Raw genomic sequence first — 24,752 nt, 5'->3', positions numbered from 1 at the left:
GGAGCGGCCTCGTGGCGTGGGTGGTAGGCGATGGTGGCGGACGATTCCCGCCGCGGTGAGCGCTTGCACGGAGCCTCATACGCGATCTACGCGGCGGCTCGGCGGAGGGCGGCACACCCGGCATATCCGGCGGTATGCAGGGCCTGCGCGGCGCGACGGCGGATCAGGCCGGTACGGCCGCGGAGCGGCAGCGCGTCACCGACGCCGACCTGAGCGCTGTTCTGACTGTCCGCGACCAGGGCACCGGATGCGGTGGTGAGCGGACCCGTTTCGTGCATCACGGGGCGTGTCCCTGCTGTTGTCCTGACCCTTGGCTGTCGCCGGAGCCGATCTTACGATGGACCAAGTCCAAGTCAATACAACAGTCAGATCCGTACGGAATCGTTCATCCAACGACGCACAGTTAGGCTGGTGGGCATGAGTGACCTGCTGGACCGGCTCCGCGGACGCGGCTGGCGGATGACCGCCCAGCGCCGGGTGGTCGCCGAGGTACTCGACGGCGAGCACATCCACCTCACCGCGGACGAAGTGCTCGTACGCGCAACCGCACGACTGCCGGAAATCTCGCGCGCGACCGTCTACAACACCCTCGGCGAACTGGTCTCCCTCGGCGAGGTGCTCGAGGTCGCCACGGACGCCCGCGCCAAGCGCTACGACCCGAACGCCCACCGCCCCCACCAGCACCTGGTCTGCTCCCACTGCGGCACCATCCGAGACGTCCACCCCACCGACGACCCCCTCTCCGCCCTCCCGACCCACGAACGCTTCGGCTTCACCGTCCTGGCCGCCGAGGTGACCTATCGGGGGTTGTGCCCTGAGTGCACCAGCGGGGCGTGAGTGGACGGATCCGGCGCCTTGTTCCGTTCTGCGCACCGCCCGAGGGCGCACAGCCGAACCCACCGCTGAAGCCGACGCTTTGGCCTGGCCCGCACTTCCACGGTCAGCAGCCTGCATTCGGGCATCCGCCGGTCCAGCAGTCAGGCGCCTTGATGATTACGCCGACGGGACCTGCACGACGCCCCACGACGCCGACCAAAGAGACAGAACCTGGGCGCCGTGCCTCTTCGATCAGGTCGTTCGTTCTTCTGGTCCTGCTCAGCAGGCGGACTGGCTGACGCCGAGTGGCCTGTCAGCGCAAGGAGTCCGTACGCAGCCTGGGGCCACTACCGGGAACGGCAATGCTTCGGCGCACCGCCCGCCAGGTGCCGGTGCGCCGAAGGGTCATGCCGGCCGTGTCCCGAGCCGCTGGGCCCGGAACACGATGATCTCGTTCCGGGCTTGCGGGGTGGGGTGGCCGTCCAGCCGCAGCCAATGGCTGGTCAGTCCAAGACCTCCACTGTGAGTCGTGACGCCTACGGATAGGCGGCGGTTATCCGAACACGCCGCCGAGTGCGGTCCAGCCTCCCCAGCCTGCGGTGGTCCAAGTGTTCTGCCACAGTTGCTTGTCGGTGCCGCGGACGAAGACGTTGGTGCGGCCGGCGGTCATCGTCACGGCGGGGGCGCCGGTGAAGCCGTTGTAGGTTGGCCCGCCCAACGCAGCCCATGCGTTCCATGAGGTGCCGTCGAAAGTCTTTTGGTACAGCTGGTTGTCGGTGCCGCGGACGAAGACGTTGATCTTGCCGTCGGCGTCGGTCGCCGCGCCGGGGGTGTCGTTAAGGCCCCCTCCGAGTGCGGTCCAGCCTCCCCAGCCTGCGGTGGTCCAAGTGTTCTGCCACAGCTGGTTGTCGGTGCCGCGGACGAAGACGTTGGTGCGGCCGGCGGTCATCGTCACCGCGGGGGCGCCGGTGAAGGTCTTGCCACTTGGTCCGTCAGCCCATGCGGCCCATGAGGTGCCGTCGAAAGCCTTTTGGTACAGCCGGTTGTCGGTGCCGCGGACGAAGACGTTGATCTTGCCGTTGGCGTCGGTCGCCGCGCCGGGGGTGTCGTTAAGGCCTCCACCGAGTGCGGTCCAGCCTCCCCAGCCTGCGGTGGTCCAAGTGTTCTGCCACAGCTGGTTGTCGGTGCCGCGGACGAAGACGTTGGTGCGGCCGGCGGTCATCGTCACGGCTGGGGCGTCGGCGAGGCCGTTGTAGGTTGGTCCGCCCAACGCAGCCCATGCGTTCCATGAGGTGCCGTCGAAGGCCTTTTGGTACAGCTGGTTGTCGGTGCCGCGGAGGTAGACGCTGATCTTGCCGTCGGCGTCGGTCGCAGCGGCCGGGCCGTTTGGATTCGGTGGCCGCCCCCAGGCGTCGGTGGTCGGCACGACCTTCGACCACACCTTGATCGGGTCCGTACCGCCGGCGTTTTCGAACGGGCCGGGGAATGGAACACTGTTGGTTCGTTGCGCCCCGAGGAAGTCTTCCGATACCGACATATTCGATCCGTCGGGATTCGTAAACCTTTGATTGGGGGTTGGCGCTTTGGCGAGTGATGTGGTGCTCACGAGTGCTTGACCATTTCGCCACGACTCGTTACGCGGCACCTTGAGGTACCAACCGTCCAACCCCTTCGTGAGCAGGGGCGCGTATGACACCGCAGTAGCGTCCACTCTGCCCTGTTCCTTCGCCGATTCAACCGCACCCTTGGTGAAGACGTTCGACTTCATCGCAATCGGGTAGGACGCGCTCGCGGAATCCCAGGCCGAGAGGTTGGCCGAGCTGCCGAGGATGTTGTTGATCCACTGCTGAGCGCCGAGCGGGACATCCACCGTGTTGACCGTTGTCGTGGTGTGCGGCGTCATGTACGGCGACTTTCGCGTGTCCGCGTTCGCGCGCAGGGTCCCGGTCACGAGGTTGTGCGCCCAGGCCAGCCCATCCGACTCGCACCAAAGCGCTGCGGGTGACAACATGACGTTGTTTGCGAGGAAGAGCGGACCGTGGTTAACCTCGGCAAGGATGTCGAATTCGGAGTTGTCATGAAGGAGATTCTTCGTGACCCGGGTGCCTTGCGCCATCCAGTCCAGCCAGATCCCAGCACTGGCGCCGGTGTTGTAGATGTGGTTTTCGGTGATGACGGTATCGATGGCGGCATGGAGCTTGATGCCGGCCATTTCCGCTCCGGCCCATATCCCTTGGGAGCAGCTGTGGTAGATCTCGTTGCCCTTGATCGTGCTGCCGATCGCGCCGAGTGAGCCCACGATGCCGGTCTGTCCGCAGTGGTGGATCGTGTTGTTCCGGACGATGTGGCTGCCGATGTTCGCAAACGACCAACCGCCTGAAGTCTGCGCGTCAGAGATCGTGCGGTAGTAGCCCTTCGTCGAGCCGCGAAGGCCGTCGTACTTGTCTGAGTACTTTCCCAGGGCGATGCCACAGCACCTGGAGTAGGCGATCTTATTGTCTTCGATGATCCAGCCCTTGCACCAGTACGCACTCACGAGGCCCCACTGCCCCATGGTCGGTGCAGCCCAGTTCGTCGCGGCATTCCGCAGGTTGAAGCCGCGGATCGTGATGTAGTTGTAGTTGGTCGCGGCGGGCTTGAACACCGTGCCGCGCATGCCGACCTCGACCGTCCCCTGGTTGGGGTCGACGTTGGGGAACCTTGCGGTGATGGTCGTGTTGCCAGTCGAGCTGTAGCTCGGCTTGTACGTCGGTGCGGTCCCTTCCACGAGGCCGTCCACGGCTGACCACCAAGACGCGCTCGTGTTCGAGCTCACCTCGCCGAGGCTCGTCGCTTGCGGCAGCCAGGCACCGCCGAGGTACACCATTCCCAGGCGATGCACTCGCCCGTAGCCCTCGAACCAGTCACCATGCACCTGTTCCGCGTACGGGTTGAACCCTTTGAACTTCGAGTTCGCGATCTTGAGCTGCCAGACGTCACCGGAGACCCTGGTCCACGTCGTGAATGCATCCGAGCCGGTCACCTTCACCGAAGCCCGGGCGTCGGCCGCGTAGGTGATTCGCGCGGTGTCGCTGGTGCCGCCCCGCGGAAGGATGACCTCTTCCCGATAGGTCCCGCTGCGGACCAGGACGGTGTCGCCGGGCTGGGCCTTCTTGGCCGCGGCGTTGATCGTCAGAAGTGGTGCGGCACTCGTCCCGGCCGCGCTGTCACTCCCATTCTTGGCGACGTAATAGGTGGTCCCCTTCTTGGCGACGTAATAGGTGGTCCCCGCGACGGCCGCGGCGGGTGTGGCCGCCACGGAACCGAGGGCGACCCCGGCTGAGGCGCCGGCGGTGACGGTGAGGAATGCCCGGCGCGAGACTTCTCTGCGTCTGGCTGAGTCTGAGCCTGGGTCAGGTTGCCGCTGGTTCACGATGAACCCTCCTGTGGGTTTCGCTCTGAGCCCTGGTGCTCCCGATCCGCCCGCGTGCCTCAAGGCGAAAACGGCTTGGCTGAACTGGTCAGACCAGTCCTACAACTACGCATACTGGCTGTCAACGGTCGCGTCAGGAGATTCAATGGTTGTCGGCACGTCCCGACCGCTGCTGCCGCCGCAGAGCTCGCCGGCCGTTTCGAGGCCGTCCGCAGCGGGGCGGTGGTGGTGCCGGGTGGGGGAGTCGCAGCGTGCGAGGCCTGCGAGCCGGCCTGGCCGTGATGGATCAACTCCCGTGCCCTGAACGGGTTTCCGGTCCTTCGCGTCCGCACAGTCCCCCAGCCCCTCCGCTCCTTTCCGAGTACGTGGTACCGGGCGCCGGAAGTGCACGAAGCCGTGCGGCCGAGGGCATGCGCAGCGTCGAGCAGGAGCGTTGCCGGGAGCACTCCGCCGCCATGCCCTACGCGCTGTCGCCGCTGCGGGAACTGTCCACGGAGATCGCCGGCGTGCTCGGCGAACTCTCGGGGCTAACTTGCTGCCCGCCGGCGAGGAATGAAGGCGACGGCCGGATCCGGCCGCGGAGGTGAGCCGTCGACGGCGCGCGAGAGCGTGTCTTCGCCGCGCTGGTGGACGTCGGGCATACGGCGGCAGTCGATGGCGATCTTCAGGACCTCGGGATCCGGCTGTGAGAGCAGGGGAAGTGCGACGGTCACCAGCTCATGCAGCGGGATCCGGTGCGTGACCAGGCCGACGGCGTCGAGCCGTCCGTCGGCCAGCATCCGCACCGCCTGGGCGACGTCGGCGTCCCACAGATGGGCTGCGGAGCCGATGAGCCGGCGCTCGCCGAGGACGAGGGCCGGGAGCGGGATGGGCTGCGTTCCGGTGCCGAGTCCCACGGCCACGACGACGCCGCCCGGTCGCACGAGCTCGAATGACCGCGTCAACTGTCCGGCGGCGCCGCTGCATTCGAACACGACATCAATGCCTGGTGCACCGAGGCCGGCCACGAGGGCGTCGAGCTCGTCGGGCGCGCAGGCCTGCACCGCGGAGTGGGCCTGCGCGAACCGGCGCCGGTAGTCGGACGGATCGACCAGCCAGCATTGCGCGGCACCCGCGGCCAGTGCGGCCTGCGCGGTGAGCTGGCCGATCGTCCCGCCGCCTATGACCAGAGCGACGGCGCCGATGATCTCGGGCACCTTGCGGACCGCGCGGACCGCCACGGCAGCGGGTTCGGCGAGGACGGCGGTCTCCATCGGCAAACCGGCCGGGACCGGAACGCAGGTCCGGGCTTTCGCGATCATGAACTCCGCCAGGCCCCCGTCGTCCTGCTGGCCCGGAACGCAGACGCTCGGACACAGGCCCTCTTCGTGGCGGAGGCACCACCAGCACTCTCCGCAGCCGTTCACCACGTCCGGAACCACGTAAGTCCCCACTGCGGGGCCGCTTCCGTCGGGGGAGGCCCGGACGACCTCGCCGACGATCTCATGTCCGAGCGTCAGTGGTGCCATCCGTCCGCTCAGCGGGTGCGGCTCGCCGGTCGGGATGATGAGCGGCCCGGCACGGTACTCCTCCAGGTCGGTGCCGCAGATGCCGCACCAGTGGACTTTGACCAGCACTTCGTCATGGCGGGGTTCTCGCAGCGCAACGTCCTCGATGCGGATGTCGTCACGGTCGTGCCATCGGGCGGCGAGCATCGCGTGAAACCTTTCGACAGGGATCGGCGATCACGGGGCGGCGGTGAGGCGGACCGGCTCGCATGCGCGGGGGAACGGGACGAACCGGCACCGTCTCGGCACGAGCGCTCGCGGTCCCAGAGGGAATGCTCTCGACGTTTCGCGAGCGTACATTGGTTGAACCGGTAAGACCAGATGCTTCATTCGTCCATCGGGTACAGGCTCGCCCCACCGTCGACCAGCAGCGTCGCGCCCGTCATATACGCGGACAGCGGCGAGGCCAGGAAGAGCACCGCGTCGGCAACCGACTGCGGCGTCTGGAGCCGGCCGAGCGGGATCGCGCGCTGTGCGCGGGACCGATACGCGGGATCGGAGTCCCATTGGCGTCTGGCCATGCCGACACCGACGATTCCGGGCGCCACGGCGTTGCTGCGGATGCCCTGCGGGGCGAGCTCGCGGGCGAATGTCCGCATCAGCGACCGCACTGCGGCCTTGCTCGCCGAGTAGGGGCCGATCTCGGGCCAGGGCACGTCCTGCACCCAACTCGTGGTGAAGACCAGGGTTCCTGGCGCATCGACCGCGAGCCAGCGCCGCGCGGCCTCCGAGGCGACGAGGAACGAGCCGCGCAGGTTCACCGACATCAGTTCGTCGAAGTCCTCGACGGGGTAGCCGACGACGGGATGTGAACCGACGACCCCGGCATGCACGCATACGATGTCCGCCGGACCGCCGAACGCCGCTGACGCCCGGTCGAAGAGCGCTCGAACGTCGTCCGCCGACGCGAGGTCACAGCCTGCGTAGGTGCTCTGGTCGAAGCCTGCCGCGGTCAGCGCCTCGGCGGCTGCGCGCGCGTCCGGCAGGTCTGTCAGCAGGACGCGCGCGCCTGCCTCCCGGAACGCCGCGGCGATCACCTGCCCGATCCCGCCGAGCGCGCCGGTGAGGACGACCCGGCGTCCGGCCAGGCCCCAGGGGCCCTCATTCGAAGCCGCTTCCATATCAACCTCCGCATTGTTGTGGACCAGACGGCACCCGGAGCTGTGGCGCCGGGTTGGGTGAGGGAACTCTCGAAGGGCCCTTGACGCTGCTGGACCGGGCGAGTATATGTTTCGGCATGACCGGTCTTACCAGTTCAAACAACACTCCGCCATCGGGTGCGGACGTCGCAGCCGCGATGGAAGCTCGGCTGCTCTCCGGAGAATGGGCCGTAGGTACGCGGCTCCCCTCGGAGCGGCTGCTGACCCAGGAGTACCAAGTGAGCCGCCCCGTCATCCGGGAGGCTCTGCGGGCGCTCCAGGAGAGAGGCTTGATCACCGTCGCCGCGGGCCGCGGCAGCTATGTCCGCGATCTCCGCCCGAGCAGCGACGGCGGAGACGCAACGCTGCTGGCCCGCCGCGGCGGAGTGACAGCCCGGGATCTGGTGGTGGCCCGCGTGATGCTGGAGGCCCAGACCGCGGCGCTCGCTGCGCAGAACCGCACGGAGGAAGACCTCACCAACATGCGCCGCATCCTTGCGGCCTTCGACCAGGAGAAGTCGCTCGCCGCAACGGCCGACCTGGACGTCGCCTTCCACGAGTCGATCGCCGTGGCCTCGCGGAACCCGGTGATCCAGTTGATGTTCGGGTCGATCCGGCCCCTGACGCACGGCGTCGTGCTCCGCAGCCTGACCGACCGGGCAGTGCGCGGGGTCGCGGTCCCGCTGCACGACGTGATCCTGAAGGCGATCGCCGACCAGGACCCGGACGCGGCCCGCGCCGCGATGACCGAGCACATCGAACTGGCCCAGCACTACTACGGGCCGGACCTGGACGCCGAGCTCACCGACGTCCTCACCCGGCGCGCGACCAGCACCCCGGACCTCGCCGAGGTACTGAACCTATACATCTCACATCTCCCCGACCAGGGCGACTGAACAGCCGCTCCGGAACCCGACCGAGAGGAACCGAGGCAGATGCCTGTGCTCGAAGTAGCAGACATCCGCAAGAGATTCGGCGGCGTCGAAGCATTGCGCGGAGTCAGCCTGACCATTGCCGAGGGCGAAGTCATCGGCCTCATGGGGGACAACGGCGCCGGCAAGTCGACCCTGATGAAGGTGCTCTGCGGAGCGGTACGCCCCGACTCGGGCACCCTCACCATGGCCGGTCAGCCGCTGTCGATGCGCAGCCCGCGGGACGCCGCCGCGCACGGGATCTCCGTCGTCTACCAGGACCTGGCCCTGGTGGACCAGCGGGACGTGGCGACGAACGTGTTCCTCGGCCAGGAACCCCGGCGCGGACTCGTCGTGGACCGCGGCCGGATGCGCCGCGAGGCCCGCGCCGTCCTTGACGAGCTCAGCATCCGGATACCCTCCGTGCGCATGCCGGTCGGCGGACTCTCCGGCGGGCAGCGGCAGTGCATCGCCATCGCCCGCGCTGTCCACCAGGGCGGCAAGGTCGTCCTGCTCGACGAACCGACCGCCGCGTTGGGCCCTGAGCAGCAGGCGAACGTCCTGAAGCTGATCACGGATCTCAGTCAACGCGGAACCGCGGTTGTCGTGGTCAGCCACAACGTCGACCATGTGCTCGCGGTAGCCGATCGCGTGGTCGTGATGCGCGCCGGCCAGGTACAGGGCGTCCGCGATGTGCACTCCACGAGCGCAGCCGACATCGTCGGGCTCATCCTCGGCGACACCGCCGCCGAGGCCGTTTCCCACGTCCTCGGCACGTCCCCGGCACCGGCCGATTCCGTGCCGTCCGCTACCGTCCAGAGGGGCGCCCAATGACCGCCATCGTACCCGCCGTCGAGAGACGGGACCGGGACGCCGGAGTGGGGATCATGCGCCGGCTCTTCGGCGCCCACGAGTTCGGCGTGCTGGTGGCCACCGCCGCGATCTTCCTTTTCTGCGCGCTGTTCGTGGACAAGTTCCTGACGAGCCAGAACCTGCTCTCGGTGGCCCAGCAGATCGCCTTCATCGGCATCATCGGCACCGGCATGACACTGGTCGTCATCGCTGGCGAGATCGACCTGTCGGTCGGCTCCCAGTACGGACTACTGTCCGTCGTGATGGCCTACGGCCTGACCGAATGGTCGATGCCGGCCGGCCTGGCGGCCGCGGTCGTCATAGCCCTCGGCGCCGCCATCGGGCTCGTCCAGGGCCTGGTGACAACGGTCTTCCAGGTCCCTTCGTTCGTCGTGACGCTGGCCGGACTGGCGATCCTGCGCGGCTTCGCCCTGCTGCTCACCGGCGGTGAGCCGATCGTGGCCGCCGTCAGCAAGCAGTACCACGGCCTCGTCGGAGACAGCGCAGTCGGATCGCTGGCGGTGCAGACGGTCTGGATGGCCGCCATCATGCTGGCCTTCGGCTGGATGCTGAGCCGGACCAAGGTCGGCTTCGACATCTATGCCACCGGCGGCAACGTGAAGGCTGCCGTCAACGCCGGCATCCGCGCGAACCGCATGAAGATTCTGTGCTTCTGCCTGACCGGCGCACTGTGCGGCCTGGCAGCGATCATCCTCGTCGGCTGGCTCGGCAGTGCCAATCCGCTGACCGGAAACGGCTTCGAACTGAACGTGATCGCCGCGGTCGTGGTCGGCGGGGCAAGCCTCAGCGGCGGCGTGGGCAGCGTGACCGGGACGCTTTTCGGGGCGCTGGTCGCCGGCCTCATCGTCAACGCCCTGGTGCTGCTCGGTGTCGACGGCAACTGGCAGCAGGTGGCCACCGGTGCCCTGATCCTCGCCGCGGTCCTGGTCAACAGGCTGATCGCGACCCGTCAGAAGGCGATGCGCTGACCGCGCCACCGCCTCCTCACCATACTGCCGAGCGCCTCGGAACGATCCGTCACCGCGACGCGGGCACCCTGCTCCATCCCTCTCATCCTTCTCACCTCTCTATCCCTTCCACCGTTTCTGTCCCGTCGCGGGGACAGCCCTTCCCCGAAGAAGTGAGATGAGTAAAATGTCTGATTCCACCTCGGCAGGTCAGTCCGGCAGATTCAGCCGCAGGGGCATCCTCGGCAGCAGCCTCACCGTCCTCGCCGCCGGCGCACTCTCGTCGTGCAAGTCCTCGTCGGCATCGGCCGGCAGCGGCAACGGGGGAGCGCAGAAGGGCAAGAAGGTCATCTTCGTCGTCCATGAGAAGAACAGCTTCTTCCCGCCGGTCCAGAAGGGCTTCACCGCCTTCGGCAAGGCGATGGGGTGGCAGACCCAGTTCATCGGCCCGGCCACCTTCGACCAGTCGACCGTCGTCAACATGATGCAGAACGCGGTCAACGCCAACCCTGACGGCCTCATCTTCACCCGCATCGACGACACGTCCTACGACGGCGTCATCAAGGCAGCCCAGACGGCCGGCATTCCGCTCATCCTGTCGAACGTCGCCAGTGCCGACTACGAGAAGCTCGGCGTCGGCTTCGTCGGGCAGGACTTCGTGCCCGCCGGGGTCACCGCCGGGAAGCAGGTCCTCAAGCACATCGCCAGGCGCACCAAGCGCAAGAGCGGCGTGATCGTCATCGGCAAGATCCAGGCAGGCAACTCGGCCCTGGAACAGCGCGGGAAGGGCATCCGGCAGGCAGTGTCCGACTACAACGACGCCCACGGGACGAAGTTCACCACTGAGGACCTGATAGTCGGCACGGACGAGGCCGGGGCGGTCTCGAAGATCGACGGCCGCTACAGCCGTGACCCCGAATCCGTGGTGGGGTGGGCCGGTACCGCCTTCGAGTGCCAGTTCGTCGCCACCTGGGCCACGAGCAAGAACCTCGTCGGGAAGTTCGCCAACGGCGGATTCGACATGACGGCCCCGGTGCTGGCCGGGATCAAGAACGGCAGCATCGACTACACGATCGGCCAGAACCCCTGGGCCCAGGGGTGGGTCGCCGCGGCGCTGCTGGCCCAGCAGATGGACCCCGGCTACCCCTCCTTCACCTACGACACCGGTGCGGAAGTGGTCGACTCCTCCAACATCACTGCGGTGAGCGCACGCGAGGCGAAGGTCGTCTGACCGCGGGAGGGATGGCCCGTCGGCGGCGCGGATCCCGCGAACCAGCCCCACGCAGGCACAGCCTGCCGGTCCGTCCTGCCCCGTCCCTCCCCGGAGGGGCTGCCAACGCCCTGACAGCGACTCAACGGAAAGGCATGTGACCCGCATGCGCATCGTAGCGTTGGAAACCCTGCGACCCCAGTTCCAGAACAACCTGTGCATCGTCGTCCTGCACACCGACGACGGCACGACCGGCCTCGGCGACTCCTTCCTCCAGTCGGCCGCGGTCGAGGCATACCTGCACAGCCATGTCGCACCGCTGCTCCTCGGCCTGGAGGATCCGGCGCCGGAGGCGGTTGCCGGGCTGCTCGCCCCGTATGTCGGATTCCAGGGCGGCGGCGTGGAGGTCCGCGGGAACGGCGCAGTGGACATGGCTCTCTGGGACCTGTTGGGCAAGCGGACCGGCAGGCCGGTCGCCCAGCTGCTCGGCGGCCCGGTCCAGGACACCATCGGTGTCTACAACACCTGCGCCGGCCCCGACTACATCCAAGAGACCTCACTCCAGACCTCGTCCAACTGGGGAGACTCGGACGCCGGCGAGTACGAGGACCTGCGCGCCTTCCTCACCAAGCCCGCCGCCCTGGCCAAGGAACTCTACGCAGAGGGTCTGCGCGGCATGAAGATCTGGCCCTTCGACCAGGCCGCCGAAGCCTCGGCGGGCACCCGGATCCGCCCGAAGGACCTGCATGCGGCCCTGGCCATCGTCGGCGAGATCCGCGAGGCCGTGGGCATGGACATGGACCTGATGATCGAACTGCACGGCCTGTGGTCGCGCCGGGCCGCGGTCGAGATCTGCCGTGCGCTGGAGCCGTACCAGCCCTTCTGGGTCGAGGACCCGATCCGGTCGAACGCGATCGACGCGATCGGTGCCCTGTGCGAGGAAGTCGCCGTACCCATCGCGCTCGGTGAGACGGCGCTGGGCCGCCGCGGATTTCTGCCCTTGCTACAGCAGGGCAAGATCTCCTACGCGACGCTGGACGTGCAGTGGACCGGCGGGATCACCGAGGCCCGCAAGGTCGCGAGCGTCGCGGAAGCCTTCGCCGTACCCATCGCCCCGCACGACTGCACGGGTCCGGTCACCCTGGCCGCGTGCTTCCACCTGTCGATGGCGCAGCCCAACGCCCTGTTCCAGGAGACCGTCCGCGCGTACCTGCGGACGTGGTACCCCCGAGTGGTGACGGGACTGCCGCAGATCCGCGAGGGGAAGGCGGTCCTGTCCGACGAGCCGGGGCTGGGCCTGCACCTCGCGACGGGGCTGCGCGAGGACGGTGCGACCCGACGGCGGATCAGCCGGCTCGACGGCGCCCGAGCATCGCATTCGTGAGACAAGGAGTCATGATGAAGCTTGTTCGTTGGCGCGCGTCGGACGGGACGACGAAGGTCGGCCTGCACGGTGGTGACCACCTCAGCGAACTCCCGTTTCCCACCATGGCGGAGGCGCTTCAGCACAAGGTCGCCGACATCCGGCGGGCCGTGGAGGACGCCATGTCGACCGGGCACCGAGTCGATCCCGCTGATGTCGCGCTGCTGGCGCCGGTCGATGGCCGCACCGAGGTATGGGGTGCCGGAGTCACCTACCAGCGCTCGCGCAGCGCCCGCGCCGAAGAGTCCGGCTTCGAGAAGGTCTACCACGATGTGTACGACGCCGACCGGCCGGAGCTGTTCTTCAAGTCCGCCGCCTGGCGGGTGCTCACCGACGGAGATCCCGGTGGACTGCGCCCGGACTGTACCGACTCGGTGGGCGAACCGGAACTGGCGCTCGTCCTGAACCGGCACGCGGAGATCGTGGGCGCGCTCGTGTGCAACGACCTCACCTCGCGCAGCGTCGAGGCGGTGAACCCGATCTATCTGCCGCAGGCGAAGGTCTTCCCCGGCAGTTGTCTGCTGTCCACCGCGATCGTGCCGTGGTGGACCATCGACACACCCGAGGACCTGCTCATCACCATGACCGTGCACCGGGGCCCGGAGGTCGTGTTCTCCGGCGAGACCAGGACTTCCGCCATGCGACGCGGCTACGGCGAACTCGTCACCTGGCTGTTCCGGGGCGAGCAGTTCCCTGACGGCGTCGTGCTGAGCACCGGAACCGGCATTGTGCCTCCGCTCGGCCAGGGGCTGCGGCCCGGGGACCGAGCCACTGTCACCATCGACCAAGTCGGGGGCCTGTCCAACGTCATGACCGACAACCGGAACGTGTTCGAAGGGTTGCTCACATGACCTTGACCAGTGTCAACCCCGTGAACGGCGAGGTACTGGCGGCGATGGACGAGACCACGCCGCGGGAGCTCGAAGACGCTCTGGCCGCCGCCTCGGCGGCGGTTCCCGTCCTGCGCGCCATGAGCGCCGCGGAGCGCGGCCGATGGATCCGGGCCGTCGCCGACGCACTCGACAGCCGCTCCGCCGAACTGGTGCGGCTGGCCGGGCGCGAGACCGGGTTGCCCGACGTCCGGCTGACCGGCGAGGTCGTCCGCACCACCACGCAGCTGCGGTTCCTGGCGGAGCACGCCGAGACGGGCCGGCCGTTCGAGCCAACCATCGACCGCCAGGACGGGTCGTGGCTGCCGGGGCCTCGCCCAGACCTGCGATCCCTCCGCAGCGGAATCGGCGTCGTGCTGGTCTTCGCCGCGAGCAACTTCCCGTTCGCGTTCAGCGTGGCCGGCGGGGACACCGCGAGCGCGTGGGCCGCGGGCTGCCCGGTCATCGTCAAAACCCATCCCGGGCACCCACTGCTCTCCGAAGCGGTTGCCGAAGTCATCAGGGACACGCTGGTCGCGCAGCGCGTGCCGTCCGGTGCCTTCGCCACCATCCGGGGCTTCGACGTCGGCCGGACCGCGCTCAGCGACGGCCGGGTATCGGCGGGCGCGTTCACCGGCTCCGTCGCCGGCGGCCGGGCCCTGGCCGACCTGGCCTGCCGGCGTCCGAACCCCATCCCGTTCTTCGCAGAGATGGGCAGCGTCAACCCGGTCATCGTGACGGCGCGTGCCAGCCAAGAGCGCGCCGACTCGATCACGGCGGGGCTGGCCGACTCGTTCCTCCTCGGCACCGGACAGTTCTGCACCAAGCCCGGACTGATCCTGCTCCCGGCCGGCAGCGGCATCACGCAGCGGCTCGCCGCGATACTCGCCGATCGTCCAGCCTGCGTGATGCTCAGCCATGACATCCGCGACCGTCACCGCATCGCGATGCGCAACTTCCTCGCCCGCGGCGAGATCGGCCTGGTCGCGACCGGACAGCAGCCTGGCGGCGACGGAGCGTTCGAGGCGGCTACCGTCACATCGACCACCGCGAAGGCGCTGATCGCGGCCCCTGACACCATCGCCGCGGAACATTTCGGACCGAGCACCGTACTGGTCACCTACGAGTCCGAGTCCGAGCTCGAAGCAGCGATCCGGGTGCTCCCCGGTTCGCTCACCGGGACGGTGCAGCGCGGCGCCGGCGAGGACGTCGCGGGGCTGGTGACGGCGCTCGCCGAGCGCGCGGGGCGGGTGCTGGTGGACGACTGGCCGACCGGGGTCGCCGTCACCTGGGCGCAGTTCCACGGCGGTCCGTACCCCGCGACCAGCGATGCCCGCTACACGTCGGTGGGCACCGGTGCCATCAGCCGCTTCCTCCGGACCACCGCCTATCAGAACGTCCCTGACGACGCTCTGCCGCGGGGGCTCCGCAATGCCAATCCGGACCGGATCCTGCGCCGTGTGGACGGTGTGCTCACCGACGAGCCGATCGGCGAGGGAGCATGAAGTCCCTCGAAGCCGCACAGTTCACCAGGCCGCTGACCTATCACGGCGAAGGCCCGGTCTGGCTCGGCGGCCATGGACTGGCGGTGCTGGACATGCTGGCCGGCGATGTGGTCCTGATCGATGACAGCGGCACGGAGACGCGTCGCGAGCATCTCGGCGAGGTGGTCGCCGCTCTTCGGCCGCGCCGCGACGGCGGATTCGTGGCCGGTCTGGAACGCGGCTTCTGCCTCCTTGACGACGGGTTCACCGTGACCGAAACGGTGACCTGCTGGACCGCCCCGGACGTGCGCATGAACGACGGGGCCTGCGATCCCCAGGGCCGGTTCTGGTGCGGCTCCATGGCCTACGACCTTGCTCCGGGGGCCGGCGCGCTATGGCGCTTCGATCCCACCGGAGGCGCCGTCAAGGCGATCGCGGGCATCGGCTGCTCGAACGGGCTGGCCTGGACCCACGATGGCGCACGCGGCTACTACGTCGACAGCCTGACCGGCAGGGTCGACATCCTCGAACTCGGCCCGGACGGCGGCATCGCGGAGCGCCGGCCGTTCGCGGACGTCGCCGGCTCGGGATTCCCGGACGGCATCGCCGTGGACCTGGCCGACGGCGTCTGGCTGGCCTTGTTCGGCTCCGGGCTGCTGGTGCACTTCGACCGCACAGGACGACCCGACGCCGAGATAGCGGTGCCGGCCAAGCAGGTCACGGCCTGCACTTTCGCGGGCCCGGACCACTCCCAGCTCTACATCACCACTTCGCGTTTCGGGCTGACAGACCCGGAACCCGCCGCGGGCGCCGTGTTCCGGGCAACGCCCGAGGTGGGCGGATTCGCCCCCTACGCGTTCGGCGGATAGCACCGTCCCACGTGTCTGCGCCAGTGGGCCGTCGCGCTCAGCCTGGACGCCGTCACCTAGTTGCCGAATGCGGTAACCGGTCCGTCTCGCCGCGGCATCGTCGTTGTCAGCGCTCGGTCCGGGGCGCACCCAGGCAGAGGTGCAGCGCCTGGAGGGCGCCATGGGCAAGCGGGAGACGTGGACGACGGAGGAGTCCGGCTCCTCCCATATGGGCGCGGTGGGCGTGCTCCTGGCCGGCTGAACGAGGAAGGAGCGCGAAAGCTGATGGCCCGCTTGGGCCGCTGGAGCCCCTACCTCTGAGCACAAGATCGGTACCCAGGGGGCTCGCTCAGCCTGAGGCCGGCTCACAGTTGCGGCGCAGCCTTTGGGTTCGTCGGCGTGGGGCGCTTCAGCTGGTGTGAGAGGTGGGGGAGTCGGGGAGGGGGTCGGCTGGCCAGAGGGGGTCGGGAAACGCGGCGTCATCGGTGTCGGTGTCGGGCATGAGCGTGGCGAGCATCTGTTGGGCGGTCTTCGCGTTGTCGAGGGCGCGGGGCAGCATGACGCTTTCGTAGGCGTCGAGGGCCTCGTCGATGGTGGGCTGCTCGATCACAGCTTGGGCGAGTTCGGCGCCGTCGAGCAGGGCGAGGTTGGCGCCGACGCCGGCGGGCGGCATCAGGTGGGCGGCGTCGCCGAGCAGCGTGATGCCGGGGACGCGCTGCCAGGAGTGGGGGACGGGAAGGACGAACATGGGTCGGTTGATGAACCCGCCCTCGTTGTCGCGCAGGATGTCCAGCAGGTTCTCGTGCCAACCCTGGTACTGGGCGAGGAGGCGGGCGCGTACTGCTTCGGTGTCTGCGAGGTCGAGGCCGGTGTGCCAGTCCTGGGGGCCGCGGAAGGTGATGTAGACGCGGACGTGTCCCTTGCTGTTGCGCTGCATCACCAGGCTTCGGCCGCCCGCCTTGGCCGACATGGTGCCGCGGCCGACCAGGTGGGCGATGCCGGGGTGACGCCGGTCGACGTCGTCGAAGTGGGCCTCCACCATCGTGACACCGGCGTAGGAGGGCCGGCCGTCGGAGAGCGCGGGGCGCACCCGGGACCAGGCTCCGTCGGCACCGATGACCAGGTCGAAGTCCTCGGTGGTGCGGTCGTGGTGATGCACGCGTGCGGTGCCGTGGGGGAGCGGGGTGACGGCGTTTACGGGCCGGTTCCAGCGGACCGTGCCGGGGGCGAGGGAGTCCAGCAGGAGCGTGCGCAGCTGGCCGCGGTCGATCTCGGGCCTGCTCACATCGCCCTCGCCGGCCTGGTCGTGACGTATCAGGGTCGCGTGGCGGTCGTACAGGCGCCACTCCTGGCTTTCGGGCCGGGACAGGGCGAGAAACTGGTCGAACAGCCCGGCAGCGCGCAGAGCGACCTGCCCGGTGTCTTCGTGGATATCGAGGGTGCCGCCCTGCGAGCGGGAGTGGGGGTCACTCTCACGCTCGAAGACCGTGACCGGCACGCCGTGCTGCTGGAGAACGCCGGCGCAGACGAGGCCGCCAAGACCGGCGCCGACGATCGCGATACGAGGGGTGGTGGACATGAGGATCACGCTCCGCTCTACGGATGAAGACAGGGTTGGTGCTGGTGCTGGTGCTGGTGCTGGTGCCGTTGGTGACGCCCCGCGAATTGGGTCAAGGCGCATGTGTGCGGCGCAGGTTCTTCTTCGGCGCGCTTCGGGCAGGAGCCAGGCCAGTGCGGCAGGTAGGACGGCCAGGACGGTGGGCCACTGGGCCGGGGTGCATGGCAGATCGGTCGTTTCGGGTGTGGGGACGCGCACCCAGGGGCCGGCAGCTAACTGCCAGTCAGTCAGGAGCACTCGCCTACAGAAACACAGCAGCCTCAAAAGTACAACTGCTCCGACTTTTGATCCGATCTCCTTTGTGATCGAATCCCCTCAAGGAGGTAAGGTGGGGGGATGGCCGAGACGAAGACAGGGCGCCGCGAGCGCAAGAAGGCCCAAACCAGGCAGGCATTGTCGGATGCCGCTGTGCGGCTGTTCACCGAGCGCGGCTTCGACAACGTCGGCGTACGCGAGGTGGCGGAGGCGGCCGACGTCTCGCTGAGCACGCTCTTCAAGCACTTCCCCAGCAAAGAGGCCCTCGTCTTCGACCTGGACGCGGACGTCGAGAACGCCCTGGTCGCCGCCGTGCGCGACCGAGCCCCCGGCCAGTCCGTACTGCACGCCCTGCGCGACCACATGGTGCGCACCCGTACCGCCGTGCCGACCGACGACCCCACCTTTGTCCTCGTCGAGTCCACCCCCGCCTTGCGGGATTACGCCCGGCGCATGTGGTTGCGCCACGAGAGAACCCTGACCGCCACCCTCGCCGACGCCACCGGACTCACCCCGGACGCCCCCGCCGTCACCGGCCTGGCACGCTTCACCCTGGAAGCCCCCAGCATCGCCCGCGCAGGCAAAGACCCGTCCAGGACCATGCGCGAATTGTTCGCCCTACTGGAAGGCGGCTGGGTCACCACCCCCCTGGCGTGCCAGGAAAACCACCCCGGCCAGGACGGGCTGACGGCGACCGGATGATGCCACCGCCGGACCGTCAGATTCTCTCGACCAGTGTGGAGTACGCCCGCTCAAGGCCCTGCGTGTAGCCGGTGCCGGTGCCGGTGCCCAATTCGACGTAGATGTGGCCGCTGAGCGCACATGCTTCACGCAGGGCAGTGCTCCGGTCGCGGACCCACGCGGCGATCTCCTGGTAGGTGGCGTCATCGGCCCCCTCGAGCCAGTCCGGGGCGGCCCGCAGGTTTTCGGGGGTCAGTTTCGTATTTCCGAGGAAGACAGCGGCCAGAGGTACCCCGAGACCGGCAGCGGCCGTGGCGGCGGTCGGTGTGACGATGTCGCCCTCGATCACATAGCCGTCTTCGGGGTCGGAGTCGTCGAGAGCCTCCGCAGCTGCCCGGATGAACTCGATGAGGAACGGCTGGGCGGGCACTGCCTTGTCCGGATGCGTACCGTGCCGTACCCCGTGCTCGGGTGCAGCGCGCTGAAGCATCGACACCAGAGCATCGGTCGGACACCCCGGCAGGCCGGCCCGGTCCAGCAGCATCCACGCGAGGGTGCTCTTGCCCACCCGCGGCGGGCCCCCAATCAGGTAGATCACCTCAAGACCGTACCCCGGGCGACGAGTTGGGCGGACTTGGTGTCCGGGTGCTGCTGAGCTCTCCCGCGCGGAGGCCGTTCGGGAACGGCGTGCTGATCCAGGCCAGACGGGCTTGGATGTGGTGTGTCGGATGTGAAGAGTGCCCCGCCAGTCGGAGACCGGCGGGGCGGGGCATTCCGAGTGTCAGATCATGAGGAGCAGTCGTGTGTGCGGTACGAGCTTCCGGTTTACGCTGGTGCTTTGCACGAAGATGGTGAAGTCGTCGTTGTGGTCGGGCTTGATGCGGATTTCCTGGTCGGGCAGGCCAAGGAGGGCTCGGGCCTGCGGCCCGGTGTAGACCCGGTCGGTTTTCTTCTCCAGTACCGCGATCTGCTTTCGTGCCTGGATTTTCTCCGACTTGCTCAGCTGGTAGAAAGCGCAGCCGGTTCGGTAGGTGTGTCCGCATTCGGTGACCCAGTCCCGGATCGCGGCATCGCGAGCTACCGGAATCAGCTGGTATTCCGACGGGTTCACCGGGGTGAGTCCGGCTGCCTTTATGGTGTCCTTGTTGACGGCTTCGGCGCCTGTGGAGAACACCGCCCGCGATCCCCTGATGCCCTGGGTGCGGCCCATCATGAAGTTTTCGGTTGCCTGCTGGATGACCTGTCCGGCCTCTTCCAGTCCCTGTGTGCTCGTGGCGTCCCAAATGGCGATGTTGTCCTTGGGGAAGCCGCACTGCATGGCCTCGCGCTTGCCCATCTGGTCCGGCACGAGGACGGCCAGCGTCCAGTTGTCCTCCTGCGTCGCGATCATCTTGGACACGGCCTGCACCAGTTCACGCGGATCCTTGGCAGCGGAATCCCGGCAGCGATGACTTGCGTTCTCCTGCCCATCAGTCAGAACGAACGTCAGGAAGCTGTGGTCGCCGTAGAGTTGAGCGGTCTGCGCCAGTTCCCGCTGCGACTTGAGAGTGGCCGCCAACAGAGCCGTCATTCCACCGACTCGGTAGAGCTTCTTCAAAGACGGCATCCGCAGCACGTCCTTGTCGTAGATGACGCACTCCACCTTGTCCGCGAAGACATACACCGTCACGCGGGTTTCCTGGTCCAGTTCCTTCGACCGGCGGGCCAGATAGGCAATCTGCTGGTCGGCGACTTCGACGACCTTGCGGCTCAGATGTGACATGGACGAACTGGCATCCAGTACAAGAGCAACGTGATTGATGTAGTTCTGGGTTCCGGACATAACTGCTCCCCGTGTTTTCCGACTTGATGTTCCTACCTTCTCACCCACCACTGACAATCGACCTTGAAGCCGGGTGGGATGCAGGCACGACGGCCTGTCGGCGGGTCAGCTGGCAGATGCCCTCGGGGGAGCCGGCGTGCCAGGATGAGGCGCGGGCGCAGGGCGTCGTCCTGGGCGCAGAACGCTCCCATCCACGGTGGGCAGTGTGCCGCCTGTCGCCGTCCAGCAGTGCTGTCGAGTTGCGGATTCGCGCTCTCCAGCAGGAGCTCAATCGGACGGCTCCGCTCCGGAATCGGCAGCTGGACCCGGCGCTCACCGCCGGCCCGCGCTCCGGGTTGCTTTGGCTCAGCCCAGCGCGTCCATCAGGGCGGTGACATAGGCATCCAGCCGCTCCTCCACAGCCCGCGTCGTCAGATCTGTTCTCCCTGCTTTCCGCCACGGCTGTGCCACCTGCTGCACTTCTTCTGAGATTGCCAGCGCGTCGCGCACCCGCCAGTACAGCCGCTCGCGCGGGGCCGCGGCCAGCACCCCGCCGGCCTCCTCATACGCCTCAGCAAACCGCAGACCCCACGCCGAGCCGTGCAGCAGCGCGAGATTGGTCGAGCAGTGCGCCACATCGAGATCCGCCGGGCCCCAGGAGGCCGCTGCCCAGTCAACGACGCCGGTGATCCGGGCAGCTGCCGACCCTGGGGGCGGCACGTCGAACAGCACGTTGCCGGGTTGGAAGTCCCGGTGCAGGAACCGCCCTTCATACGGCGGCGCGGGCCTGCGGATCACGTCGATCGCCGCGGCCCATACCGCCGCGTCGGCGCCCTTCGGAGTCACGACGGTATCGGCGGTCGTCAACGCCACATACTCCCTGGGCCGCCAATGGGCTCTCCCCTGCTCGAGCGAAGTCGAGAGCTTGGGGAAGGGGCGCAACGCATGGATTGCCACGAGTTGACGGGCCAACAGAGGAACGCGTGTCTCCAATCCCTCATCGTCGAAGACCGTCCGGCCCCCCAGATGCGTCATCAGGAGCGACGGATACTCGCAATGCGCGGCGGTGGGATCAACCGCGACCAGTCCAGGCGCCGGCACGCGGGTCCCCACCAGCAGGGTCAGGGCGCCGGCCTCCCTCTTCAGCCAGTCCTCGGCCTGCCCCACAGCGAACGGGTCGACGAAACTCCGCAGCACCAGGTGGCGGGTTCCGCCGTCCCGCGCGCCGATGGTCAGCCTCCGCACTTCGGCGGTGATGCCACCATGCAGCGCCTCGGTTCTGACGATCCGTTCGCCGGCCTCCAGATGCCGGCTTACCCAAGCCAGAGTCAACGGTCGGCCAGCCGCCACCTCGTCGTGGTTGGTCATCGCGCCACCTCATCATCCGGACGACGGCACGCGCAAAGAGCTTTCATGGGAGGTGATGGCAACGGCATGCGAAGCCGGTGAGGCCGGGCAGTTGGCTGGTTTCGAGAGCAGTCGATCCAGGTCGGGAGCATGGCGCCGAGGCGGTCGGTGAGCGGCCGCCCTCGCGCGCAGGCCCACAAGTCTCAGCCGGTGAGCGCGGTGAGCGGTGCGGGCAGTGGGCCCGGGTCGCCGGTGCGGGCGAAGGTCGCGGGGCGGGCCCATCACCGTGTCGAGCCGGGACGGCGGCTGTGGACAGATCCGGCCGATGGATGGGGTGTCCGCTCCGGACACGGGGCGGGGCAGGGCGAAGCGTTCCGCGGTGGCGAATCGGATAGGGCCGCTGCGGATCACGGAGCGGGTGTTCATGCTTCACCTGCGAGTTCGGGCTTGAGAACGGCCTGAACGGCCTGAGCGGTCGAGGTCTCAGGGACCACCCGGAACAGCGCCACCGCGCCGACGAGGCTGAGTGCGCAGATCCCCACCAGGTAACAGGTCACACCCGCCGAGGAGTTGCTCGTTCCGAGGAGGGCGCTGGAGATCACGGGCGCCAGGCCGCCGCCGAGCACCGCACCTGCCTGGAGGATCAGGGAGGTACCTGAGTAGCGCACCCGCACGGGGAAGGTGTCGGCGATGATGGCGCCCTGGACGCAGTGGGTCACCGGGATGATCAGGCCCATACCGGCGAGTGCGAGCAGGGCCATGGCGCTGTCTCCGGTGTCGAGCAGCGGGAAGAACACCGCGCACCAGAGGAGGATGGCCACGGATCCCCCGATGAAGAGGGTGCGTCGGCCTTTGAGGTCGGCAAGCCTCGTCCACACCGGGATGGAGGCGAACCACAGTACTGCGGCGCCGGTCACCCCGAGTACGAGGAACTGCTGGTCATAGCCGCGGTGTTGGGTGCCGTAGGACAGCGTGAAGACCATGAAGACGTAGGCGACCGCGGAGTTCGCGAGCACCGCGAGCAGGGTCAGGCCCAGTCGGGGCAGTCCGGTCTTCAGCGCGTCGGCGAGCGGGAAGCTGACCACCTCGTCGTGTTCGCGGGCCCGGTTGAAGGACGGCGATTCGGTGACGCGCAGCCGCACGACCAAGCCGACCCCGACGAGGACGAAGCTCAGCAGGAACGGGATGCGCCAGGCCCAGGCGAGGAAAGTGGCGTGCCCGGCCAGGGAGTTCGTGGCCAGGAAGACGAGGTTCGCCAGCACCAGACCGGCCGGCGTGCCCATCTGGGGGAAGCCCGCGTACAGGTTCCGACGTCCCTCGGGGGCGTGTTCCATCGACAGCAAAGTGGCCCCGGCGCCCTCACCGCCCAGGCCGATGCCCTGGACGACGCGCAGTACGACCAGCAGCGCCGGGGCCCACAGGCCGATGGTGCCGTAGCCCGGCACGAGTCCGATGAGGGTGGAGCCCACGCCCATCAGCAGCAGCGAGACCACCAGCGTGGAGCGGCGTCCGAGGCGGTCGCCGAAGTGCCCGAAGACCAGGCCGCCGAGCGGACGGGCCACGAAGCCCACCGCGAGGGTGCTGAAGGCGGCGAGCGTGCCGGCCGCCGGGCTCAGGGACGGGAAGAACTGCTTGTCGAAGACCAGGGCGGCGGCCGTGCCGTAGAGGAAGAAGTCGTACCACTCCAAGGTGGTGCCAAGGAGGGTGGCAAGCGCTGTTCTGCTCGCGCCCGTGGGACGTTCCGCGTCGCTCATGGGAGGACCTCATTTGCTGGGGGACGGCGGGCAGGCCCCGCGTTATCGGTGGATCCTGGGCCCCGTGGTCAGAGACGACAAATGCCGGTTCGCGCCGCCGCTATAGCGGTTCAGGTATGTCCGGCACCTGATCCAGGTCGTCGGCAGCCTGTTCGGCGCGGTTCGTCCCGGACCTTGTGGACCCTGTCGCCACGTCCTGACCTGCGGGGAAGCGGGGCACTGGCGGCGGTGGGCGAGAGCGCATCCCGGAGGCACATACCGAAGTGGGCATAGCGGTAACCGAAAAGCTCATTTGTCAGTCATGGCTGCGCGATCCCAGGGTGGGAGCCATGACGGCACAGATTCCGCGGTGGATCCGCAATTTCGTCGACGGGCGATTCATCGACCCCGACGGCCACTGCTTCGACGCAATCGACCCGGCCACCGGCCGCGTGCACGCGCTTGTCCACGAGGCCGACGCTCCTTTGGTGGACCGGGCCGTCACAGCGGCGCGCAAGGCGCTGGACACCTGGTCGGTGATCGCGGTCCGGGAGCGGACCGACGTGCTGCGCAGGGCGGCGGATCTGATCGAGGCGCGGTGCGAGGAGTTCGTGGCCGCCGAGGTGGCCGACACCGGCAAGCCCGTCACCCTGGCCCGCGACCTGGACGTGGCGCGAGCCGTGGCCAACTTCCGGACCTTCGCCGATGTGGTCGCCGCCGCCGGCCAGGAGTCCTTCCTGACCGACCTGCCCGGCGGACGTCACGCCCTCAACTACGCCGTACGCAAGCCGCTCGGCGTGGTCGCGGTCATCGTGCCGTGGAACCTGCCGCTGCTGCTGCTCACGTGGAAGGTGGCCCCGGCGCTGGCCTGCGGCAACACCGTCGTCGTCAAGCCCAGTGAGGAGACGCCCGGTACGGCGACCCTGCTCGCCGAGGTGCTCGCCGAGGCGGGGCTCCCGGCGGGCGCCTACAACGTCGTGCACGGGTTCGGCGGCGGCTCGGCGGGGGAGTTCGTCACCACGCATCCGGGGATCGACGGTGTCACCTTCACCGGTTCGTCGGCGACCGGCGCCCGGGTGATGAAGACGGTGGCGCCGCGCGTGCACCCGGTCTCCTTCGAACTGGGCGGCAAGAACGCCGCGGTCGTCTTCGAGGACGCTGCCCTGGAGGAGACCCTGGACGGCTTGACCCGGTCGGTGTTCGCCAACACCGGCCAGGTGTGCCTGTGCACCGAGCGGGTCTACGTCCAGCGGTCGGTCTTCGCCGACATCGCCGACGGGCTGGTCGAGCGGGCGCGGGCGCTGCGCCTGGGCAGCCCGCTGGAGGCGGCCACCACTACCGGGCCGCTGATCTCGCAGACGCACCGTGAGAAGGTGCGGGCGTACCTGGATCTTGCCGAACAGCTGGATGCCAAAACCCTCATCGGCGGGAACACGCCCAGCCTCGGCGCCGAGCTGGACGGCGGCTCGTGGCTCGAACCGACGCTGTGGACGGGCCTGACCAACGCCGACCGGCCGGTGCGTGAGGAGATCTTCGGACCTGTCGCCGCGCTGATCCCCTTCGACACGGAGGAGGAGGCCATCGCGCTGGCCAACGACACGGAGTACGGTCTCGCCGCCTCCGTGTGGACCCGCGACCTGCGGCGCGGCCACCGCGTGGCACAGGCGATGAATGTGGGCATGGCCTGGGTCAACACCTGGTTCCTGCGGGACCTGCGCTCGCCCTTCGGCGGTGTCGGCCTTTCCGGCCTCGGCCGGGAGGGCGGCGCCTCGTCCCTGCACTTCTACACCGAACCGACCAATGTGTGCGTGCACCTGTGAAGGCGCCCGCCGAAGGAG

General features: G+C 68.4%; 20 protein-coding genes. 11 read left to right on the top strand and 9 right to left on the bottom strand.

Annotated features, from left to right (window positions below):
- Window positions 1-86: 86 nt before the first annotated feature.
- The gene (locus tag AC3EUV_RS21170; RefSeq protein ID WP_435603586.1) at window positions 87-281 is read right to left on the bottom strand and encodes a hypothetical protein; all 195 of its coding nucleotides are present in this window, start codon (window positions 279-281) and stop codon (window positions 87-89) included.
- A 136-nt stretch (window positions 282-417) separates the two neighbouring features.
- Between AC3EUV_RS21170 and AC3EUV_RS21165 the strand changes: the two genes are divergently transcribed.
- On the top strand, window positions 418-837 hold the full coding sequence (locus AC3EUV_RS21165; RefSeq protein WP_432143491.1) for a Fur family transcriptional regulator: 420 nt from the start codon (window positions 418-420) through the stop codon (window positions 835-837).
- A 532-nt stretch (window positions 838-1,369) separates the two neighbouring features.
- On the opposite strand, the gene AC3EUV_RS21160 is transcribed toward AC3EUV_RS21165, so the two are convergent.
- From AC3EUV_RS21160 to AC3EUV_RS21150, 3 genes are all read right to left on the bottom strand, one after another.
- On the bottom strand, window positions 1,370-4,114 hold the full coding sequence (locus AC3EUV_RS21160; RefSeq protein ID WP_435603585.1) for a DUF8189 domain-containing protein: 2,745 nt from the start codon (window positions 4,112-4,114) through the stop codon (window positions 1,370-1,372).
- A gap of 641 nt (window positions 4,115-4,755) precedes the next feature.
- Complete coding sequence (locus tag AC3EUV_RS21155; protein ID WP_435603584.1) at window positions 4,756-5,922, bottom strand: alcohol dehydrogenase catalytic domain-containing protein; 1,167 nt, start codon at window positions 5,920-5,922, stop codon at window positions 4,756-4,758.
- A 179-nt stretch (window positions 5,923-6,101) separates the two neighbouring features.
- Window positions 6,102-6,896 carry an SDR family NAD(P)-dependent oxidoreductase gene (locus AC3EUV_RS21150; protein ID WP_432143488.1) on the bottom strand — a complete coding sequence of 265 codons (795 nt, stop codon included), beginning with the start codon at window positions 6,894-6,896 and terminating at the stop codon, window positions 6,102-6,104.
- 116 nt (window positions 6,897-7,012) lie between these two features.
- Between AC3EUV_RS21150 and AC3EUV_RS21145 the strand changes: the two genes are divergently transcribed.
- From AC3EUV_RS21145 to AC3EUV_RS21110, 8 genes are all read left to right on the top strand, one after another.
- Window positions 7,013-7,810: a FadR/GntR family transcriptional regulator gene (locus AC3EUV_RS21145; protein ID WP_432143487.1), complete on the top strand. Its 798-nt coding sequence runs from the start codon at window positions 7,013-7,015 to the stop codon at window positions 7,808-7,810.
- Between the two features lie 39 nt (window positions 7,811-7,849).
- Window positions 7,850-8,659 carry an ATP-binding cassette domain-containing protein gene (locus AC3EUV_RS21140; RefSeq protein ID WP_432143486.1) on the top strand — a complete coding sequence of 270 codons (810 nt, stop codon included), beginning with the start codon at window positions 7,850-7,852 and terminating at the stop codon, window positions 8,657-8,659.
- Entirely contained in the window at window positions 8,656-9,666 is a 1,011-nt protein-coding gene (locus tag AC3EUV_RS21135) for an ABC transporter permease (protein ID WP_435603583.1), read from the top strand. Before AC3EUV_RS21140 ends, AC3EUV_RS21135 begins: the two co-directional genes overlap by 4 nt.
- A 166-nt stretch (window positions 9,667-9,832) precedes the next feature.
- On the top strand, window positions 9,833-10,876 hold the full coding sequence (locus AC3EUV_RS21130) for a substrate-binding domain-containing protein (protein ID WP_435603582.1): 1,044 nt from the start codon (window positions 9,833-9,835) through the stop codon (window positions 10,874-10,876).
- A gap of 145 nt (window positions 10,877-11,021) precedes the next feature.
- Window positions 11,022-12,239: a mandelate racemase/muconate lactonizing enzyme family protein gene (locus tag AC3EUV_RS21125; RefSeq protein WP_432143483.1), complete on the top strand. Its 1,218-nt coding sequence runs from the start codon at window positions 11,022-11,024 to the stop codon at window positions 12,237-12,239.
- Between the two features lie 14 nt (window positions 12,240-12,253).
- The gene (locus AC3EUV_RS21120; protein WP_435603581.1) at window positions 12,254-13,129 is read left to right on the top strand and encodes a fumarylacetoacetate hydrolase family protein; all 876 of its coding nucleotides are present in this window, start codon (window positions 12,254-12,256) and stop codon (window positions 13,127-13,129) included.
- Window positions 13,126-14,652 carry an aldehyde dehydrogenase family protein gene (locus AC3EUV_RS21115; RefSeq protein ID WP_432143481.1) on the top strand — a complete coding sequence of 509 codons (1,527 nt, stop codon included), beginning with the start codon at window positions 13,126-13,128 and terminating at the stop codon, window positions 14,650-14,652. Before AC3EUV_RS21120 ends, AC3EUV_RS21115 begins: the two co-directional genes overlap by 4 nt.
- Window positions 14,649-15,500, top strand: coding sequence for an SMP-30/gluconolactonase/LRE family protein (locus tag AC3EUV_RS21110; protein WP_432143480.1), 852 nt, complete (start codon window positions 14,649-14,651; stop codon window positions 15,498-15,500). Before AC3EUV_RS21115 ends, AC3EUV_RS21110 begins: the two co-directional genes overlap by 4 nt.
- Before the next feature lie 388 nt (window positions 15,501-15,888).
- On the opposite strand, the gene AC3EUV_RS21105 is transcribed toward AC3EUV_RS21110, so the two are convergent.
- Window positions 15,889-17,058, bottom strand: coding sequence for an FAD-dependent oxidoreductase (locus AC3EUV_RS21105; protein WP_432143479.1), 1,170 nt, complete (start codon window positions 17,056-17,058; stop codon window positions 15,889-15,891).
- A gap of 375 nt (window positions 17,059-17,433) precedes the next feature.
- On the opposite strand from AC3EUV_RS21105, the gene AC3EUV_RS21100 reads away from it, so the two are divergent.
- The gene (locus AC3EUV_RS21100) at window positions 17,434-18,054 is read left to right on the top strand and encodes a TetR/AcrR family transcriptional regulator (protein WP_432143478.1); all 621 of its coding nucleotides are present in this window, start codon (window positions 17,434-17,436) and stop codon (window positions 18,052-18,054) included.
- 16 nt (window positions 18,055-18,070) lie between these two features.
- Here the strand turns inward: AC3EUV_RS21100 and AC3EUV_RS21095 are convergent, their stop codons facing one another.
- From AC3EUV_RS21095 to AC3EUV_RS21080, 4 genes are all read right to left on the bottom strand, one after another.
- Window positions 18,071-18,631, bottom strand: a complete 561-nt coding sequence (locus tag AC3EUV_RS21095; protein WP_432143477.1) for a hypothetical protein — start codon at window positions 18,629-18,631, stop codon at window positions 18,071-18,073.
- A gap of 183 nt (window positions 18,632-18,814) precedes the next feature.
- Window positions 18,815-19,855, bottom strand: coding sequence for a vWA domain-containing protein (locus AC3EUV_RS21090; RefSeq protein WP_432143476.1), 1,041 nt, complete (start codon window positions 19,853-19,855; stop codon window positions 18,815-18,817).
- 345 nt (window positions 19,856-20,200) lie between these two features.
- Window positions 20,201-21,202, bottom strand: a complete 1,002-nt coding sequence (locus AC3EUV_RS21085) for a phosphotransferase family protein (RefSeq protein ID WP_432143475.1) — start codon at window positions 21,200-21,202, stop codon at window positions 20,201-20,203.
- A gap of 401 nt (window positions 21,203-21,603) precedes the next feature.
- Window positions 21,604-22,935: an MFS transporter gene (locus AC3EUV_RS21080; RefSeq protein WP_435603580.1), complete on the bottom strand. Its 1,332-nt coding sequence runs from the start codon at window positions 22,933-22,935 to the stop codon at window positions 21,604-21,606.
- Window positions 22,936-23,264: 329 nt separating this feature from the next.
- Here AC3EUV_RS21080 and AC3EUV_RS21075 point away from each other — a divergent pair, with 329 nt between their 5' ends.
- Complete coding sequence (locus tag AC3EUV_RS21075) at window positions 23,265-24,734, top strand: 2-hydroxymuconic semialdehyde dehydrogenase (protein WP_432143473.1); 1,470 nt, start codon at window positions 23,265-23,267, stop codon at window positions 24,732-24,734.
- Window positions 24,735-24,752 lie beyond the last annotated feature (18 nt).

It is taken from the genome of Streptomyces sp. bgisy130 (assembly GCF_057708345.1).
This window is presented reverse-complemented; position numbering and strand designations above follow the sequence as displayed.

What these genes read in the sequence shown, in the direction of transcription:
- AC3EUV_RS21145 (WP_432143487.1), top strand. Translation starts at nt 7,013, where the DNA reads ATGACCGGTCTTACCAGTTCAAACAACACTCCGCCATCGGGTGCGGAC.
- AC3EUV_RS21120 (WP_435603581.1), top strand. Translation starts at nt 12,254, where the DNA reads ATGAAGCTTGTTCGTTGGCGCGCGTCGGACGGGACGACGAAGGTCGGC.
- AC3EUV_RS21100 (WP_432143478.1), top strand. Translation starts at nt 17,434, where the DNA reads ATGGCCGAGACGAAGACAGGGCGCCGCGAGCGCAAGAAGGCCCAAACC.
- AC3EUV_RS21135 (WP_435603583.1), top strand. Translation starts at nt 8,656, where the DNA reads ATGACCGCCATCGTACCCGCCGTCGAGAGACGGGACCGGGACGCCGGA.
- AC3EUV_RS21080 (WP_435603580.1), bottom strand. Translation starts at nt 22,935, where the DNA reads ATGAGCGACGCGGAACGTCCCACGGGCGCGAGCAGAACAGCGCTTGCC.
- AC3EUV_RS21165 (WP_432143491.1), top strand. Translation starts at nt 418, where the DNA reads ATGAGTGACCTGCTGGACCGGCTCCGCGGACGCGGCTGGCGGATGACC.
- AC3EUV_RS21150 (WP_432143488.1), bottom strand. Translation starts at nt 6,896, where the DNA reads ATGGAAGCGGCTTCGAATGAGGGCCCCTGGGGCCTGGCCGGACGCCGG.
- AC3EUV_RS21075 (WP_432143473.1), top strand. Translation starts at nt 23,265, where the DNA reads ATGACGGCACAGATTCCGCGGTGGATCCGCAATTTCGTCGACGGGCGA.
- AC3EUV_RS21130 (WP_435603582.1), top strand. Translation starts at nt 9,833, where the DNA reads ATGTCTGATTCCACCTCGGCAGGTCAGTCCGGCAGATTCAGCCGCAGG.
- AC3EUV_RS21110 (WP_432143480.1), top strand. Translation starts at nt 14,649, where the DNA reads ATGAAGTCCCTCGAAGCCGCACAGTTCACCAGGCCGCTGACCTATCAC.
- AC3EUV_RS21125 (WP_432143483.1), top strand. Translation starts at nt 11,022, where the DNA reads ATGCGCATCGTAGCGTTGGAAACCCTGCGACCCCAGTTCCAGAACAAC.
- AC3EUV_RS21105 (WP_432143479.1), bottom strand. Translation starts at nt 17,058, where the DNA reads ATGTCCACCACCCCTCGTATCGCGATCGTCGGCGCCGGTCTTGGCGGC.
- AC3EUV_RS21090 (WP_432143476.1), bottom strand. Translation starts at nt 19,855, where the DNA reads ATGTCCGGAACCCAGAACTACATCAATCACGTTGCTCTTGTACTGGAT.
- AC3EUV_RS21085 (WP_432143475.1), bottom strand. Translation starts at nt 21,202, where the DNA reads ATGACCAACCACGACGAGGTGGCGGCTGGCCGACCGTTGACTCTGGCT.
- AC3EUV_RS21140 (WP_432143486.1), top strand. Translation starts at nt 7,850, where the DNA reads ATGCCTGTGCTCGAAGTAGCAGACATCCGCAAGAGATTCGGCGGCGTC.
- AC3EUV_RS21155 (WP_435603584.1), bottom strand. Translation starts at nt 5,922, where the DNA reads ATGCTCGCCGCCCGATGGCACGACCGTGACGACATCCGCATCGAGGAC.
- AC3EUV_RS21115 (WP_432143481.1), top strand. Translation starts at nt 13,126, where the DNA reads ATGACCTTGACCAGTGTCAACCCCGTGAACGGCGAGGTACTGGCGGCG.